General features: G+C 68.2%; 14 protein-coding genes. 7 read left to right on the top strand and 7 right to left on the bottom strand.

Annotated elements, in window-relative coordinates:
* Positions 1 to 365: 365 nt before the first annotated feature.
* Positions 366 to 1,397: a WD40 repeat domain-containing protein gene (locus QZX93_RS21290; protein WP_295392995.1), complete on the top strand. Its 1,032-nt coding sequence runs from the start codon at positions 366 to 368 to the stop codon at positions 1,395 to 1,397.
* Between the two features lie 192 nt (positions 1,398 to 1,589).
* On the opposite strand, the gene hemH is transcribed toward QZX93_RS21290, so the two are convergent.
* The 7 genes from hemH to hslV form a co-directional block, all read right to left on the bottom strand.
* A complete protein-coding gene (gene hemH, locus QZX93_RS21285) occupies positions 1,590 to 2,687 on the bottom strand; it encodes a ferrochelatase (protein ID WP_295392996.1) in 1,098 nt (365 codons plus the stop codon).
* 106 nt (positions 2,688 to 2,793) lie between these two features.
* Positions 2,794 to 3,345 (bottom strand): hemerythrin domain-containing protein, encoded by a 552-nt coding sequence (locus QZX93_RS21280; protein WP_295392997.1) that lies wholly within the window; start codon positions 3,343 to 3,345, stop codon positions 2,794 to 2,796.
* 268 nt (positions 3,346 to 3,613) lie between these two features.
* Positions 3,614 to 5,335 (bottom strand): TrkA family potassium uptake protein, encoded by a 1,722-nt coding sequence (locus QZX93_RS21275; RefSeq protein WP_295392998.1) that lies wholly within the window; start codon positions 5,333 to 5,335, stop codon positions 3,614 to 3,616.
* Between the two features lie 24 nt (positions 5,336 to 5,359).
* Positions 5,360 to 5,743 (bottom strand): DUF6394 family protein, encoded by a 384-nt coding sequence (locus QZX93_RS21270; RefSeq protein ID WP_295392999.1) that lies wholly within the window; start codon positions 5,741 to 5,743, stop codon positions 5,360 to 5,362.
* A gap of 84 nt (positions 5,744 to 5,827) precedes the next feature.
* The gene (locus QZX93_RS21265) at positions 5,828 to 6,187 is read right to left on the bottom strand and encodes a DUF971 domain-containing protein (RefSeq protein ID WP_295393000.1); all 360 of its coding nucleotides are present in this window, start codon (positions 6,185 to 6,187) and stop codon (positions 5,828 to 5,830) included.
* 7 nt (positions 6,188 to 6,194) lie between these two features.
* Positions 6,195 to 7,529 (bottom strand): ATP-dependent protease ATPase subunit HslU, encoded by a 1,335-nt coding sequence (hslU, locus tag QZX93_RS21260; protein WP_295393001.1) that lies wholly within the window; start codon positions 7,527 to 7,529, stop codon positions 6,195 to 6,197.
* A 243-nt stretch (positions 7,530 to 7,772) separates the two neighbouring features.
* The gene (gene hslV / locus QZX93_RS21255; RefSeq protein ID WP_295393002.1) at positions 7,773 to 8,333 is read right to left on the bottom strand and encodes an ATP-dependent protease subunit HslV; all 561 of its coding nucleotides are present in this window, start codon (positions 8,331 to 8,333) and stop codon (positions 7,773 to 7,775) included.
* Positions 8,334 to 8,580: 247 nt separating this feature from the next.
* Between hslV and QZX93_RS21250 the strand changes: the two genes are divergently transcribed.
* From QZX93_RS21250 to QZX93_RS21225, 6 genes are all read left to right on the top strand, one after another.
* A complete protein-coding gene (locus tag QZX93_RS21250; RefSeq protein WP_295393003.1) occupies positions 8,581 to 8,892 on the top strand; it encodes a trypco2 family protein in 312 nt (103 codons plus the stop codon).
* A 24-nt stretch (positions 8,893 to 8,916) separates the two neighbouring features.
* The gene (locus QZX93_RS21245; RefSeq protein ID WP_295393004.1) at positions 8,917 to 10,482 is read left to right on the top strand and encodes a hypothetical protein; all 1,566 of its coding nucleotides are present in this window, start codon (positions 8,917 to 8,919) and stop codon (positions 10,480 to 10,482) included.
* Positions 10,479 to 11,471 carry a MoxR family ATPase gene (locus QZX93_RS21240; protein ID WP_295393005.1) on the top strand — a complete coding sequence of 331 codons (993 nt, stop codon included), beginning with the start codon at positions 10,479 to 10,481 and terminating at the stop codon, positions 11,469 to 11,471. Before QZX93_RS21245 ends, QZX93_RS21240 begins: the two co-directional genes overlap by 4 nt.
* Positions 11,468 to 15,367 (top strand): formylglycine-generating enzyme family protein, encoded by a 3,900-nt coding sequence (locus QZX93_RS21235; protein ID WP_295393006.1) that lies wholly within the window; start codon positions 11,468 to 11,470, stop codon positions 15,365 to 15,367. Before QZX93_RS21240 ends, QZX93_RS21235 begins: the two co-directional genes overlap by 4 nt.
* A gap of 371 nt (positions 15,368 to 15,738) precedes the next feature.
* The gene (locus QZX93_RS21230) at positions 15,739 to 15,999 is read left to right on the top strand and encodes a type II toxin-antitoxin system VapB family antitoxin (RefSeq protein WP_295393007.1); all 261 of its coding nucleotides are present in this window, start codon (positions 15,739 to 15,741) and stop codon (positions 15,997 to 15,999) included.
* 247 nt (positions 16,000 to 16,246) lie between these two features.
* Entirely contained in the window at positions 16,247 to 16,666 is a 420-nt protein-coding gene (locus QZX93_RS21225; RefSeq protein WP_295393008.1) for an SUMF1/EgtB/PvdO family nonheme iron enzyme, read from the top strand.
* Positions 16,667 to 16,718 lie beyond the last annotated feature (52 nt).

Raw genomic sequence — 16,718 nt, 5'->3', positions numbered from 1 at the left:
TCACGAAGGTTCACGCACGGGGCCTCGGACAGTAAGGGGACCGACGTGCTTTATACCCGGGCCACCTGGCGTTGTCCAGTGTTGCGGACAACCGCCGGTTGCAACAGAGAGTCCTGGCTAGAACGGTTCCGCCCTGGGGCAGTTCCTGGTGTCGCTTGACATCAGGCATCCAAGACACGACGCGGCCATGGCGGCGCGGCGGATTTCGCCCGCAAGGCCGCCGACACCGCAATTGGTCGCGCCACGCGGCCGGGATTGACCTAAGATTGGCGGTTCCCTGGGTGCGTCCCGGTGGCCGTCGGTCGGTGTGCCAGCGGTGCGGGCGCTCCCCCCGATCAGATCGATGTGAGTCAGAGGAATTTGCGATGTCAGACAACTGGCGCTTTGTGGCGCGCCCCGGCGCGGCGGATACCATTTATGGGCTGGATTTGAGCCCCGACGGCACGCGCGTCGCCACCGCGAGTTGGGACAGCGCGGTACGGGTGATGGACCTGCAGGAGGGGCGCACCCTGCATACGTTGCGCGGCCATGAGGGCCGGGTTTACTCGGTGGCCTTCCACCCCGACGGGCAACTGCTTGCCTCCGGCGGGACCGACGCGGTGGTGCGCGTCTGGGATACCCAGGCGGGAGCGCTGCGCTGGAGTCAGAGCGGGCACACCAGCCTGATCTACGGCGTCGACTTCCAGCCCCAGGGGCGGTTGCTCGCGTCCGGCAGTGAGGATGGGACCGTCGCCATCTGGACGATCGAGGGTGAGCTGGTCCACCACATTGAGGGCCACAATCAGTATGTCCAGGGCGTCGCCTTCAGCCCGGATGGGCGGGTGCTGGCCTCCGGCAGCCGTGACTGCAACCTGCTGCTGTGGGATGTGGAGAGCGGCGCCGAGGTCGGGCGGCTGGCGGTGGTCCACAACGGCATCAATAGTGTGCGCTTTACGCCCGACGGCAAGCGCGTGCTCTTGACCAATGTGGACGGTTCGGTCGGCATCTGGGATCTCGCGACCGGGGAACTGCTGCTGGAGCGCAACGAGCACCGCTATCCGGTGTGGTCGGCAGTCTTCAGCCCGGACGGGACGACCTTTGCCACCGCGAGCGCGGATCGGACTGTCATCCTGTGGGACGCGGCCACCGGCGCCCAGCTCGGCCGCTTTACCGGCTATGCCGGCGATGTCTATGCCCTGGAGTTCACCCCGGACGGCCACACGCTGGTCTCGGGGAGCGCCGACAAGACCATCCGTCTGTGGAGTCGGGACCTGTCCGAGCCGCAGTGGCAGGCTATGACCGATCGCTGGCAGGCGAGCGCTGAGGCGGAGGCCGAGTCACTGGCGCCCGTCGTGGCCAAGCCGGCCCAAGCGGCGGCGCAGGGCGGGATGTTCGGGCGGCTGTTCGGGCGGCGCTGAACCGAAATCCGGGAATGACTCACGCCAAGGCGCCAAGCTCGCCAAGCAACGCGACAGGGTAATTCGGCATCCAGACTACCCGACAGGTAAGTCGCGAACCGCCGAGAAGGTACTGAAAGACCTTGGCGAGCTTGGCGTCTTGGCGTGATAACTGCTCATTCTGGGCTGGCCGGGGCGCGACGCCCCGGCCCCTCAGCCCTGCGCGCCCATCTCCCGTGCGCGCTCGCGGCGGTTGCTGAGGTCCGCGGTGGCGGCGGGCGCGGTGGACTCGGGCCAGCCGGCGCAGTGGCGTTCGATCAGGTCGGCGAGACCCTCGATGTGCGCTGGACCATCGTTCAGACAGGGGATGTAGCCGTAGGACTGGCCGCCGGCCTCCAGGAAATAGTCGCGGTTCTCCACCGAGATCTCCTCGATGGTCTCCAGACAGTCGGCCGAGAACCCGGGCGAGATGACCTGTATCGATTTCACCCCCGCGGCGGCCCAGGCCTTGAGGGTCTCGTCCGTGTAAGGTCGCAGCCATTCCTGGAGGCCGAACCTGGACTGGAATGAGAGTAGCCAGCGGTCCTTCTCCAGCCCTAACTGTTCAACTACCAGGCGCGTGGTCTTTTGACACTGGCAGTAGTAGGGGTCGCCGTTGAGGAAATAGTCCTTGGGGATGCCATGGAAGGAGAACAGCAGCCGCTCGGGCTCCCCGTGCTCGGCCCAGTAGGCGCGGATACTCGCGGTCAGGGCGGCGATATAGCCGGGGTCGTCATGGTACTGGGTGATGAAGCGCAGCTCCGGGAGCCAGCGCCAGGTCATCAGCTCACGCGCCACCGCATCGAAGGTGGAGGCCGTGGTGGTGGCCGAATACTGGGGGTAGAGCGGGAGCACCAGGATGCGCCGGACATTGGCGGCACGCAGTTGCGCCAGTGCGCTCGTGATCGAGGGGTGGCCGTAGCGCATGCCGAGCGCGACCTGCACCGGCCCGGGGAAGCGGGCGTCGAGCGCCGTCTGCATGGCCGCCGCCTGGCGCTTGGCGATCAACAGCAGGGGTGAGCCCTCCGCTGTCCACACCGCCTGATAGGCCCGCGCCGAGCGCGCCGGGCGTACCCGCAGGATGACGGCGTGCAGGATCAGCCACCAGATCGGGCGTGGCAGTTCCACCACCCGCGGGTCCCACAGGAATTCGGCCAGATAGCGGCGCACCGCCGAGACCGTCGGGGCCTCGGGGGTACCCAGGTTCACCAGCAACACGCCCAGGCATTCTGGGGCGTCGTGGTGTGGCTCTGGGCTATTGGCATAGATCATCGTGCCGTCTCGTTGTTTTGACCCGCGCGTCAGTGCGTGCGGGTCGCTCGTTGCCGCGCGGAGCGCGGGCGGTGCTGGCTCAAATCCCGGCATAGCGGCTGATCCTTTAGTCCTGGGCCTGGGCGGATAGGTGTTGGAACAGGGCGCGGAAGCGCTGGGGGTCCGGGGTGCCGAACACCGGGTCATCGGCGCGCGGGGCCAGGGCATCGAGCGCGTCCCAGTCGGCCGTCTCGAGCCATTTCCGGGCGATGGGGAAGGCCTCGGTGTCCTCCAAGGACAGATGCTCGCGCATGGTCGCCACAAACTCCCGGCCCTGGGCCTCGACTTCGTCCCGGAGCAGTACCTCTTCGTGGACGATGCCGTCCAGCGAACGGCGAAAGCGCTTGTTCAGATGGATGACGATGCCGTGCTGGCGCATCAAGACGTCGAAGACGTCGCGTTGCTCCGCCCCCTTTTCCAGGGTGCGGCGAAAGATCAGGTCTTCCGTGGGGTGATGGATGGTGTCGGCGTAGCTGTCCATATACTCCAGCATCTGGCAGAAGAGTTCATAGTCGGGCTCGTGGCCGGCATGGAAGCGCTCCAGCAGCACATCGAACAGGTCGAGCAATTGTGTCTGGCGCAGATGGTCCTGGGCGAGACGTTGCATGAGTGGGTGCATGGGCGCATGACTCCAGGTTGAAGGGGCGGATCGTCGCGGCTGGATGACGGGTGCGGCACGGCGGGCCCGTCCCGGTCGCCACCGGGCGAGCCCAAACCACTCTAATAAGGCATTGCGGCGGCGTTGCCAAGCGCTAAAGGGCCGATGGCGCCCGACCAGGCGCACCCCCGGTTGGGCAACCGGTCGCCCGCAAGGGGCAAAATCGCTGTCCGATGGGCCGCGCGGGGCGCGACGCCGCCCCCACGAGGGCCTTGGTTTCCGGGGCGTTTCAACCACCGGACGCCCCCCGGTGCCGCCGCCGTCGCGCCAGTCGACGCCACACCCAGCCCGCGGGGGCATCTTCTCCGGTGACCAGATAATGCAGCACATGCGGGTCGTGCAGGGTCCAGTCCATAACGGAGCGCGCGCCCTCACGGGCGCAGAAGAGGACCTGATCGCCCTTGCGGACCCGCAGCGCCAAGTCCGGGAGTAGATGACGCTCGTCGTTGTGCTCCAACAGCAGCGGGATTACCGGCAGTTGCCGGGTGCGCTCCCGCGGGTCGGCGAGCAGGAGCCCCAGGGTCAGCGCGGCCGCGTGCTCATCCCCTGCACACAGTGCGGGTGCCTGGTCCGCCGCGATCGCGATCTGCCAGACCTCAGGGATCTCCGTGTCGAGCAGTCCGCAGAGCCGACTGAGCAACTCGCAGGCCCAGGCCGGGTCTTGAAAGCGTGAGAGTGTGAGAAATTCCCAGAGCATAGGCAGGGTGAGGCGCACGCGGATACCATCGGCGATGATCATGCTCGGGTGCATGATCACCTGCGCCCCGACCCGCTGGAATAGTTCGCTATTGTCCAGATGATTCTTGCGCGCGACCACGAACAGGTCGCGGTTGAGTTGGCGCGCCGTCATGATGATGGAGAGGTTGGTCGCATCGTCGTCCGTGCCGGCCACCAGGGCGACCGCGCGCTCGATATGGGCCTGTTCGAGAGTGGGGGCGCCGGTGCCCTCTCCTTGAACGAAGCCCCCCTTGGGCGGGTCGGTCAGTTGCGGGTCGGCGTCCACCACCACCAGGTCCAACCCCTGCCCCTTGAGGTGCCGATACATGGCGCGGCCGAAGCGCCCATAGCCGCACAGGATCCAGAGACCCTTGGCGGGGGGGTCGCGCGGTTCCGGCAGGGGGGTGCCGGTCTCGCCGATCAGCCAACTGCGCAGCAGCGTGAGGCAGGGCGCCTCGATGGCGATGGCCATGTGCAGGGCGAAGGTATCGAATGGGTCGTAGATGTGGTCGGTGCCGAACGAGTTCAGATTGGCCGCGACGTGATCTGAATCGGTTCGGCACACCACCCGCAGACTGGGGCGCAGCAACTTGCTCGCGATGGCGATCTTGAGGTTGGTTTCGTTGACATCGGTTAGTGCCACGACCCCCAGACAGCGCGGGTGGTCGAGTCCGGCGGCCAGCAGATTGGACGGTCGGCGGGCATCGCCGGTCAGGGCCGGTACATATTCGCGCAGATTCTCCAGCAGCAGCAGGCTCACCCGCTCCGGGTCGAGGTCGATCACCACCGCGCGGCGGTGCCGGTCGGTGAGTGCCCGCACCAGGGCGCCGCCGGTCTGACCATAGCCGCAGACCAGATAGAAGGGGTCGCGCAGCCGCTGCACGCGGGCGCGAAAGCGTCGCTCGGCGAGCGCCCGGCTAAAGGTGGCGTCCTGTAACAGGGCGATCAGGGTGCCGGCGGCATAGATCCAGATGGCCACAGTGCCGAAGATGGTCGCCGTGACCCAGAGCCGCTGGGCGTCGGTAAAGGGGTAGGGAATCTCGCCGAAGCCGATGGTGGTGGAGGTATAGGCGACCACATAGAAGGCGTGGAAGAAGCCCATCGACCAGGGGTGGCCGGCGCCGTCCTGACCCGGGATCAGCACCAGGCCCATTATTGCCACCGCGTAGCTGGCGATCAGCATGATGAGCGGCGCGCGCATGCGCCGCATGATGAGGAAGACAATGCTGTCCATGGCGGGGCGGGCGCGGCCGGACGCCTAGCGCCGCAGCAGGAAGGTTTCGATCACCAGCAGGATCACCGAGATGACATTGGCGATCATGGCCCCGGCCGTCAGCGACACGATACTGGCCATGGTCCCGGCGGCGAGGCCGTCGGCGGTCGCATAGACCGCGACGATCCACACCAGGGCTGCCGCCGTCAGTTGCAGCATGGCCACCAGGCTGGTGGCGAGCAGGAGCGCGCCGACCTGGGAGCGGTCGCCGAACTTCAGCACCGTGGCGATCAGGTTCACCACGATCACGGCGAAGAGCTCCCACTTGTGATGGTGGGCCGGATTGTCGATATCGCCGAGGACGAACCCGAAGTTGAGCGTCAGTGCCAGGACGATAAAAAAACCGAAGACGACCTTCTCGGGGTTCATAGGGGGTCCGATGGGGCTCCGTAGGATGGTAGGTAAGCGGGGCGCGGGACGCGGACGCCTATTGTGACTGCAATTTTATCTTCGTCAAGACAGCGGTTTGCGCTGCACCCCGGCGCGGGCGAGATCGTCCAGATAGGCCTGCCACAGCCGCTCCTGATTGGCCCCCAGGTAGTGTAGATACTCCCAGGAGTAGAGCCCCGTGTGGTGCCCGTCGTCGAAATTCAGTCGCACGGCATAGTTGCCGATCGGGTCGATCGCATCGATGCCGACGTCCTCCTTGCCGACCTGGAGCGTCTCCTGGCCCGGGCCATGTCCCTGGACCTCGGCCGAGGGCGAGTAGACCCGCAGATATTCGCAGGTGAGGTTAAAGTGCGAGCCGTCATCGAAGCTCAGCTCCAGGATGCGGGATTGCCGATGCAGGTTGAGTTCGGTGGGTGTGGGCATGCGGTCCTCAGAGGATATAGCGCGACAAGTCCTCATCTGCCGCCAGTTGGGACAGGTTGAGGTCGACATAGTCGGCGGTGACGGTGACGGTGACCCGGTCCAGGTCGGATGCGTTGTAGGACACGTCCTCCAGCAGGCGCTCCAGCACCGTGTGCAGGCGACGCGCCCCGATGTTCTCGGTGTGCTCGTTGACTTGCCAGGCGATCTCGGCCAGGCGGCGGATGCCGTCCGGCGTGAACTCCAGTTTGACCCCTTCGGTCGCGAGCAGCGCCCTGTACTGGTCGGTGAGCGAGGCGTCCGGCTCGGTCAGGATGCGCACGAAGTCCTCGGTGGTCAAGGCCTTGAGCTCCACCCGGATGGGCAGGCGCCCCTGTAGCTCGGGGATCAGGTCGGAGGGCCGCGCCAGGTGGAACGCGCCGGAGGCGATGAACAAGATGTGATCGGTGCGCACCGAGCCGTGTTTGGTCGAGACCGTGCTGCCCTCCACCAGCGGCAGCAGGTCGCGCTGCACGCCCTCGCGCGAGACATCGGCCCCGGACATGCCCTCGCCGCGGCGGGTCACCTTGTCGATCTCGTCCAGGAACACGATGCCGTTCTGCTCGACATTCTCGATGGCGCGCAGCTTCAACTCCTCCTCGTTGACCCGCTTGAGCGCCTCCTCGTCGCGCAGCAGCTTGCGGGCATCCTTGATGCGCAGCTTGCGCCGCTTGGTGCGGCCCTGGCCCAGGTTCTGGAACAGCCCCTGGAGCTGGCTCGTCATCTCCTCCATCCCGGGCGGGGCCATGATCTCGACCCCCATGGGCGCGGCCGAGACCTGGATCTCGACCTCGCGCTCGTCCAGTTCGTTGGCCCGCAGCTTGACCCGGAACTTCTCCCGGGTGGCCGAGTTGCTGGGGGTGGCGCGGCTCTCCTCCTCGAAGCCCCCGGGGGGCGGCAGCAGTGCATCGAGGATGCGCTCCTCCGCGGCCGCCTCCGCTAGGTCGGCGAGCCGGGACATCTCCTGCTCGCGCGCCAGCTTCACGCCGATATCCGCCAGGTCGCGGATGATGGACTCGACGTCGCGGCCCACGTAGCCCACCTCGGTGAACTTGGTGGCCTCGATCTTGATGAAGGGGGCGTTGGCCAGCCGCGCCAGGCGCCGCGCGATCTCGGTCTTACCGACCCCGGTGGGACCGATCATCAGGATGTTCTTGGGCGTGATCTCGGTGCGCATCGGCTCCGGGATCTGCATCCGCCGCCAGCGGTTGCGCAGCGCAATCGCCACCGCGCGCTTGGCCTCGTCCTGGCCGACGATGTGCTTGTCCAGTTCGGCGACGATCTCTTGGGGGGTGATTTCCGGCATGGGATTGAAGGTCCTGGATGGGCCGCCTGGCCGGGCGGCGCGGCGTGATGCGGAAAAAGCCTGTTGGTCCGCAAATAAACGCAAATAAACAATAGCTTGAGAATTCGGTTGCGGTCGCGCCCCGGACCTGAGCGGAGGCGATCTCCCAAGTGGCTGATTTTTTCGTTGCGTTGTCTCAAGTCTGCGCGGTCTCACCGCTTCTTCGGGCGCTAAGAATGCGGGTCGGGCGCGGATTGCGCAAGCCTAGCGTCCTTCCACCGGCCCGGCCGTCAGCTCCTCGATGATCAGATTGTGGTTGGTGTAGACACAGATATCCGCGGCGATGTGCAGCGCGCGCTCGACGATCTCCCGCGCCGAGAGTTCGGTATTTTCCAGCAGCGCCCGCGCCGCCGCCTGCGCAAAGGACCCGCCCGAGCCGATCGCCATCAGGTTGTGTTCCGGCTCGATCACGTCGCCGGTGCCTGAGATGATGAGCGAGGACTGGGCGTCGGCGATACACAGCAGGGCCTCCAGACGGCGCAGCATCCGGTCGGTGCGCCAGTCCTTGGCCAGCTCCACCGCGGAGCGCACCAGGTGTCCCTGATGCTTCTCCAGCTTGCCCTCGAAGCGTTCAAACAGTGTAAAGGCGTCGGCGGTGGCCCCGGCGAAGCCGGCGATCACCCGATCCTTGTACAGCCGGCGCACCTTGCGGGCGTTGCCCTTCATCACCGTGGGGCCTAAAGACACCTGACCGTCGCCGCCGATGACGACCTGGTCGCCGCGGCGTACTGAGAGGATGGTCGTACCGTGAAAGATTGTCGCCATGAGGGCTCCGGGGTTGGTCGCCGAACCGGCGGATGGCGCATTCTACGCCAGCGCCGCTTGGATCTCGTAGGAGCGGCCCCCGGCCGCGACCGGTTGTCGCGAGGTGCGGCGGCCCGGGTGATGATCGACACCGGCTGCGCCACGTCTGAAACCCGGGGCTGCGGAAATTCTTGCAGCAGTCTGCACCCTTAACCCGGTATGGGGTAAGCTAGAGTCCCACCGGAAACCCTTCAGGAGCGAGTCGACGATGAGCAAACTCGATAAGATTGAACTGGCGGAGATGCTGGCCGAACTGCGTGCCCAACTGCTGGCGGCCCAAAGCGAGGGGGCGGGCAAAGACCTGAAGCTTGAGATCAGCGACGTGGAGATCGAGGTCCAGATCGAGACCACGAAAAAGGCGGACGGCAAGGGCGGGGTCAAATTCTGGGTCTATAACGCTGAGGCCGGCGTGAGCGGCTCCGAGGCGATGACCCATCGGCTGAAGCTCAAGCTGCGGCCCACGGGGCCGAATGGTGAGGCACCGGTACGGGTCGGTGCCAGCGGCTCCCTGCCCAAGTAGCCTCCGCAGGGCCGGATTTCGTCAATGGACAAGACCCTCTTGGTCATGGTGTTCGTCCCGACGACCGACGCCGCGGATACCGACTACCATGGGCTTCAAGGCCAGATCGGTACCGGCTATCCGGTCGGTCCTGACCTGATCCTCACCGCCCGCCATCTGCTGGACCCGCAAGCCCCGAAGCGCCGGGATGCTCGCTACCCGATCAAGGTGCGCTGGCACTCCTATCGCGCGCACCAGCAGGCCGGCCCCGACGGCTGGGTCGCGATCCCGGACACGGCCGTCATCTGCCCGGAGTGCGAAACCCTGGACGCCATGCTGCTGCGCTGCCTGCCTCCGGATGGGGCGCCGGGTTGGGGCATCCTCTCCGAGGAAGCGCCCACCGATCAGATGCAGTGGAGCAGCGAGGGTTTCCCCGACGCCGGCGACTATCAGGACGAGCGCCATCCTTGTTCTTTCGGCGGCTCCTGCTTTTCCAAGGCGCCGGACGCGGACTACTTTGAACTCGTGGCCGCCGCGCCACCAGCAGGGGAGGACGACTGGCGCGGCGCCTCCGGCATGCCCATCTTCGTCGGCCGGCGCATCCTGGGCGTCGCCCGGCAAGTCCCCATGAGGTTCGGTTCCCAGCGCTTGCACGCCACGCCCGCGCGGCGGTTGCTCGCCGACCGGAGGTTTCGGGAGGCCCTGGGATTCGATGAGCGTCAGGCCCGGGTGGCCAAGGCCAGGGGCGAATTGAGCGGGGTCCTGGCTCCGAGTCCGGCCGCCCTGGATGCGCTGGCCAAGGCCCTGGGCTGTGAGGGCAGCCTTGCCGGGCTTGCGGACCCGGGGCAGCGTGCCGAGCGGGTCGCGGCCTGCCTCCTGGACACCGATATCCGCTCGGCCATCGAGTCCCTGCGTCAGGCCCACCGCGGGGCCGGGCCGGCGGCGGCGGAGCCCCTGGTCAAGTCCGCCTGCCTGGTCGTCCCCGCGCTCTTCCTGCAGGGCGTTGTCTTGGACACGAAGGGCCTGCTTAAACTCGCCCTGGTGCCGCTCCCGGCCGGTACCCGCACCGTCGCGGAGCTGATCATGGCGGGCGTGGATGGCCGCCCGGCCCTGTTTCGTCCCCGAGAGCGCGAGGACGATCAGCCCGCGGGTACCCTGAGCCTCCCGTTGCCCCCGGAGCAAGGGATCGGCGTTGGCCTGAGCGCGTCCCTGGCGGCCCACCTGGACCCCTTTCTCGATCCCGGGCGGGAGGCCGTCGCGGGGCGGCGCAGCTGGTTCGACGACTATCTGCTCGGTACCTTCGACCGGAGCGAACCGGGCGCCCCGGTGCGTCAGACCAGGGAGCGTATCGAGCGCACCGCGGACCTGCTGGAGGCCCGGCGGCGGGACACCGGCCAGACCTACTATATGGTCTTCTTTCTGCCGGATGACCTGACCGCGCGTGCGCGTGTTGAGGCCCTGGTCGCCGACCTGAAGCGGGACTATCCGCCCGTCACCTTCCTCGGCCTGGACTCGGCCTTCAACCAGGAGCGCGCCGATCGCCGGTTGGTCGACCCCTTCTGCCGCATGCTGCCCCTCAGGCCCCAGACCCCCGGAGACCCAGGACCATGAGACTGCTCAAACACCGCCATGGCGAGGCCATCACCCTGCCGGGACCGCCGCAGGCCCCGGAGCAGGTCCACTGCTTCGACCAGCGCGAGATCGATGCCGTTCACGCCGCGCTGGCCGCCCGCCGGCCGCTCCTGGTGCGCGGCGAGCCGGGGGTGGGCAAGAGCCAACTGGCCCGTGCCCTGGCCCTGGATCTCAAGATGGCCTATGTGCAGCACGTCATCGACATCCGCACCGAGTCGCGTGACCTGCTGTGGCACTTCGACGCCGTCGGCCGGCTCGCCGATGCCCAGTTACGCGGGGCGCTTGCCGGTCAGTGCGGGGAGCGGGTGGCCGCCGAGGCGGCGAGTGCCGCCCTTCAGCAGGACCTGGCCGTCGAGCACTATCTGTATCCAGGCGCACTCTGGTGGGCCTTCGACTGGGCCGGCGCGCGCGACCGGGCCATCGCCCGCCGCCGCCCGGTGCCTGAGCCCATGCCCGGCTGCGACCCGGCCAACGGTGTGGTGGTCCTGATCGACGAGATCGACAAGGCCGAGTCCGATGTCCCCAACGGCCTGCTGGAGGCACTGGGCGCCGGCTGCTTCACCCCCCAGGGCATGACCGAACCGGTGGTCATGCAGGGACCGGCCCCGCTGGTCATCATCACCACCAACGAGGAGCGCGCCCTGCCGGACGCCTTCCTGCGCCGGTGTCTGGTGCTCGTCCTGGCCCTGCCCGCCGACGCGCAGGCACTCGAGGATCACCTGGTGGCGCGCGGTCAGGCCCATTTCCCGGCGGCAGATGCCACGGTGCTGCGTACCGCCGCGCAACAACTCGTCCGCGACCGCAAGACGGCCGAGCACGCCCATTGGCGCCCGCTGCCCGGTCAGGCCGAATATCTGGACCTGGTGCGGGCGGTGCTCGAACTGGGCGCGACGCCCGCGGAGCAAGAGGCGCTGCTGGCGACCATCGGCGGCTATGTGTTGCAAAAGCACCTGGGGACGCCGGGGTGAGCGAAGGGCGAGCCCCCAGCGGTTGCTGCGGACGGGCCGACCTGCTGCGCGCACTGGTGCAGGGCGGGGCGCCGCTGCTTGGGTCCACTGCGGCCTTGTTGGGGTATGTCGAGCAGCCTTTCTTGGTCCGGATCGACCTTAGGCCGGGACGCCCGAGGTTGTCGGCGACGGTGGTCGTCTCAGGACTACCGCCTGCGCAGGTTGCCGAACAGCCCCTGGCGAATGCCAAATTCTGGCGCCTCGATGCCTACGAGTCACTCCCGACTGAAGAGCCCGATCCCGAACCCACCCCCGCCGCGGTCCCCCTGGGTTGGACCAGCCGCCCCGGCACGCCGCCGGTCATGCACCCACTGGCCGCCTGGCCGGACCTGCGCCGCCGCCTGAACCCGCGGCTTGCCGCGCCGCGCGACGGTCCCGAGCCGGACCTGGAGCGCCTGGTTGCCCGGCTGGGCCGCGGGCTCCTGCTGGAGCGGTTGCCGCGGCGGCAACAGCGCTGCTTAGGCCCGGCCCTGCAAGTCATCTTCGACCGCAGCGAACACCTGGTGCCCTATTGGGGCGATCAGGATTTGGTGGCCGGCGACCTGGCCCGGCTGCTGCCCATCGGCGCACTGACCCGCGGCGTCTTCCACGAGGGGCTGACCGCACCGCGCCTGTTGGACCGACCGGACGGCGGCTACCGACCGCCCCCCGCGGGCGGGCTGGTCCTGGTCCTGGGCGACCTGGGCAGTCTGGCACTGGGCGCACCGGCCGAGTCCTGGCTCCTGCTGGGCCAGCGCCTGGCCGCGGCCGGCTGCCGGGCGGTCGCCTTGGTGCCCTGTCGGCCGGGGCGGGTCCCCAAGGCCCTGCGGCGGCTGTGGGACCTGGTCGAGTGGGAGCGGCCGGCCGGGGTGGGTTCCCTGGTGGCGCTTGGCGTTGGCGCGGCCGGGGATGACGCCCAGTCCGCCCGCGGCGCGGCGACGCGCCGTCTACTCTCGCTGCTGGCCCCGGCGGTGCGTATCGAACCCGGGCTCCTGCGCGCGGTGCGTCTGTCGCTCGCCGACCCCGCCCTGGATGCCGCAGCCGAGTCCGAGGTCTGGCAGGACGCCGGGCTCGCCAGCACCCACAGCGAGGCGGCCACCCTGAACCCGCGCGCACTGCCCGAACTGCGCGCCGCCTTCGCCGCGGAGCCCCCGCCGGTGCAGGCCCAGGTGCTCGACCTGCTGCGCACCTGGCGTGCCCATCTCCCCCCGGAGATTTGGTTCGAGGAGGTCCTGAACCTGGCCCCCCAGACCCAGGATGCGCTGGCGCAGCCCCAGGACCTGGAGGACGCCCGGCACTTTTTCGCCGCGCTCTGCGCCGCTTTGGGTCAGGATCTGAACCAGGACCCCGCCGCCCCCGGTCCAGTCGGCGACTGGGCACGCCGCGTCATGACCCGTGCCACCGGCATCTGGGACGACGCACAGGTCGGCCGGCCCCTGGTGCGTCTCGATTGGGCCATGCACCGGCACCGCCCCGACTACCGCCCGCCGATCCCGGTCGAGCCGGCTGACCTACCGGCCGGCGATCAGGCGGTGCGCCGGCTTGCCGTCTTCCAGCACGGTGCCGATCTGGTGTTTGCCCCCTTCGACCAACAGCAATCGCCCATCGGTAGCCCACTCGCGCTCCTGGAGACACGCAACCGGTTGATCTCGATCGGTCCGCCCGACGCGGACCGGGATACCTTCTGGGAGACCGGCGAGCCGCCGCCCTGGGCCGACGATTGGGGCTGGGATGCCTATGGCGCCTGGGTGACGTTTTCCCTTGCGGGAAAGGACGGGGCGCGGGTGGTTCAGCGGATGCGCTGGATTGCGCCGGGCAACTTCCTGATGGGCTCGCCGCCCAACGAGCCCGGGCGCTGGGAGGACGAAGGCCCGCAACACCAAGTGACACTCAGCGCGGGTTACTGGCTGTTCGACACGCCCTGCACCCAGGCCCTCTGGGAGGCGGTGATGGGCGGGAATCCCAGCCGGTTTCAGAGCCCGGACCGGCCGGTCGAGCAGGTGAGTTGGGAGGATGCGCAGGGCTTCATTGAGCGCCTGAATGGCCAGCTCCCCGGGCTCGATGTGAGTCTCCCGAGCGAGGCGCAGTGGGAATATGCGTGCCGGGCCGGGGCGGAGACTGCGCTCTACACCGGACCCATCGAGATCCTGGGCGACGCCAATGCCCCCGCGCTGGACGCCATCGCCTGGTACGGGGGCAACAGCGGTCAGGGGTTCAATCTGGACAATGGCGTGGAGCGCTCGTGGCTTAAGGAGATGCAGTATCCCCAAGGCAAGGCTGGGACTCATCCGGTTGCCACGAAGCAGCCGAGTCGCTGGGGTCTGTACGACATGCTCGGCAATGTCTATGAATGGGTCCAGGACCCTTGGTACGACGACTATGCTGGGGCGCCACAGGATGGCTCGGTGAGAGAATCCTCCTCGCCCGGCGCGGCCCGGGTGGTCCGCGGGGGCTCCTGGTTCGGCCGCGCGCGCCGCTGCCGTTGCGCGTGCCGCCTCCAGCTCGCGCCCGACCGTCGCTATGGCTCCCTGGGTCTGCGTTGTGCCCGAGTCCAGGTTCGTGAGCCAGGCCAGGTCGGCGGCCCGGACGGCGCGGAGCGCGGTCCGGGGCAGGGTGCAGCGGAGCGCGCCCGCCTGGCCCGGCCCGGCCCGCGGAGCGGATCAGGCCGGGTCGGGCCAGGCGGGCGGCGCGGAGCGGGCGCCGAGGCTGCGGCCCTCTCGCTCCCACGCTCCGGCGTGGGAGCCAGTGCGGGCGCTCCGCGTCCAGTTCCCAGCCGGGACGGGCAGCGCCCGCTCGGCATTCCCACGCGGGAGCGTGGGAACGAGGGCACCCAACTGCTGCGCCTGGAGTCCAACGCCCCGGCGACCGTGCCGCTCCCCGCGGCACCGCGCATTCAGGTCCTCACCGACCGCGAGCGCCTGACCCTGCAGCAGATCGAAAAACCCGCCTGGGCCAGCGCCATCGGCCGCGACCGCTTCGGCCTCTGGGCGGAGATCGCCGTCACTCCCCGCGCGGCGGAGTCCGCCCCCCAGCGCCGCCGCTGGTGGTCGTTGAAGTCAACCCCCAAGCCGAGCCCGGAAACGGACCCTGAGCCGGTGATCCAGCGCCTGCGCTGGATTGCGCCGGGGCGCTTCCTGATGGGCTCCCCTGAGGGCGAGCCGGGGCGCTGGAAAGACGAAGGCCCCCTGCATCAGGTCACCATCGGCCAAGGCTACTGGCTCTTCGACACCCCCTGCACCCAGGCACTCTGGGTCGCGGTCATGGGTGAGAACCCCAGCAGGTTCAAAGACCCGCGGCGTCCGGTCGAGCAGATATCCTGGGACGACGCACAGGATTTTATTAGTAAAATCAATGTGATGTTTCCCGGGCTGGCCCTGTCCCTGCCGACCGAGGTCCAATGGGAGTACGCCTGCCGGGCGGGGACCCAGACCGCGCTATACACCGGCTCTATTGATATTTTGGGGGAACGCAACGCCCCGGCCCTGGACCCCATCGCCTGGTATGGCGGCAACAGCGGCGTCGATTACGACCTGAAGGAAGCCCACGACACCACCGCGCAATGGTGGAAGGAGATGCAGTACGACACCAAACGGGCCGGGACGCGCCAGGTCAAGGGCAAGCAGCCCAACCCCTGGGGGCTCTACGATATGCTCGGCAACGTCTGGGAGTGGGTCGCCGACCCCTGGCATGACAACTACCAGGACGCGCCGATCGACGGTACTCTGTGGGCCGATCCGCCCGGCGCGGCCCGGGTGGTCCGCGGGGGCTCCTGGTACGGCCACGCGCGCTACTGCCGTTGCGCGTACCGCTACCGGGACGCGCCCGGCAATCGCCTTGGCGACCTGGGTCTGCGTTGTGCCCGAGTTCAGGAGTCGTGAGCCCGGCAAGTCCGGCAGGGCGAGCGGAGCGCCTGAACCTGGCGCGGCCCGGCCCGCGGAGCGGATCAGGCCGGGCGGCGCCAGGTTCAGGCGCGCAGCGGGGGGGGCGTCCTCTGGCTCCCACGCTCCCGCGTGGGAGCAAGTGCGGGCGCTCCCACGCTGGAGCGTCACTGCCATTAAGTTAAGGATTTCCCGTTCGCCCTGAGCCGTGAGCTTGTCGAATGGTCGAAGGGTGAACGGGGAATCCTTAACCTGCTGAAGTTAAGCCGTCCGTGGTTCGACAAGCTCACCACGAACGGCTTAACTTAATGGCAGTGACGCTGGAGCGTGGGAACGAGGGCAACGAGGGCACGAGATAACCGGAGAACACGATGGCCATTGTGATCGACGATCTTCAGATGGAGCGGCTGGCGGAACAGATCGCGCGGATAGAAGGGGTGTCCGTTACAGATGTGGTGCGCGAAGGCCTGCTGTCTCTGGCCGGTCTGCGGGGCCTGAGTGCCAGCAAGCCGCCATTGCGCGAACGCCTGGCCGCCCTGGCGCTTGAGGTCGATGCCGTGCCCCCGCGCACGTCGGCCGATACGCGCAGCGACAATGAGGTCTTGGGCTACGACGAGCACGGCGCATGGTAATCGCTACCTCGGCCATACCGGTCTGGCGGCCTTGGTCATCGACCCGGCACTGGGAGCGCCGCACCCCAGTGCGGCGCGATCTCGCAGGCGACCGCGGCGTCGCGTGTTGCGGATGGGCCGGCCGCACTGGGGTGCGGCGCTCCCAGGGCGATCAAGCCGCTGTTGCGACTGAAACGATGATGAAGACCCAGGCGCGCCAACCTGCGCATCCTGGTCCGCTTTGATAATGGCCGGTCCTGGAACTGCAATGTCCCCTTCGCACTCCTTCATCGACTCTTCCCGCCACCCCCTTGACGCCGGCCGCGCGCCGGCCTGGGCGAGCGAGTGGGGGCAGGATCGCTATGGGGTCTTTGCCGCCTTCACCCTGGAGGCGGTGACGCAACGGCTGCGTTGGGTCCCGCCGGGGCGCTTCTGGATGGGCTCGCCGGAGGAAGAGACCCGCGGCCTGGCCAATGACGACACCGAACGGGCCTGGTTTGAGCGGGAGCATCCACGGCATGAGGTCATCATCACCCAGGGCTTCTGGCTGTTCGACACGCCCTGCACCCAGGCGCTCTGGCAAGCGGTGATGGGCGAGAACCCAGGGCGGAACCGTTCTAGCCAGGACTCTCTGTTGCAACCGGCGGTTGTCCGCAACACTGGACAACGCCAGGTGGCCCGGGTATAAAGCACGTCGGTCCCCTTACTGTCCGAGGCCCCGTGCGTGAACCTTCGTGAGG

Source organism: uncultured Thiodictyon sp., assembly GCF_903946935.1.
Classification (GTDB): Bacteria; Pseudomonadota; Gammaproteobacteria; order Chromatiales; family Chromatiaceae; genus Thiodictyon.
This window is presented reverse-complemented; position numbering and strand designations above follow the sequence as displayed.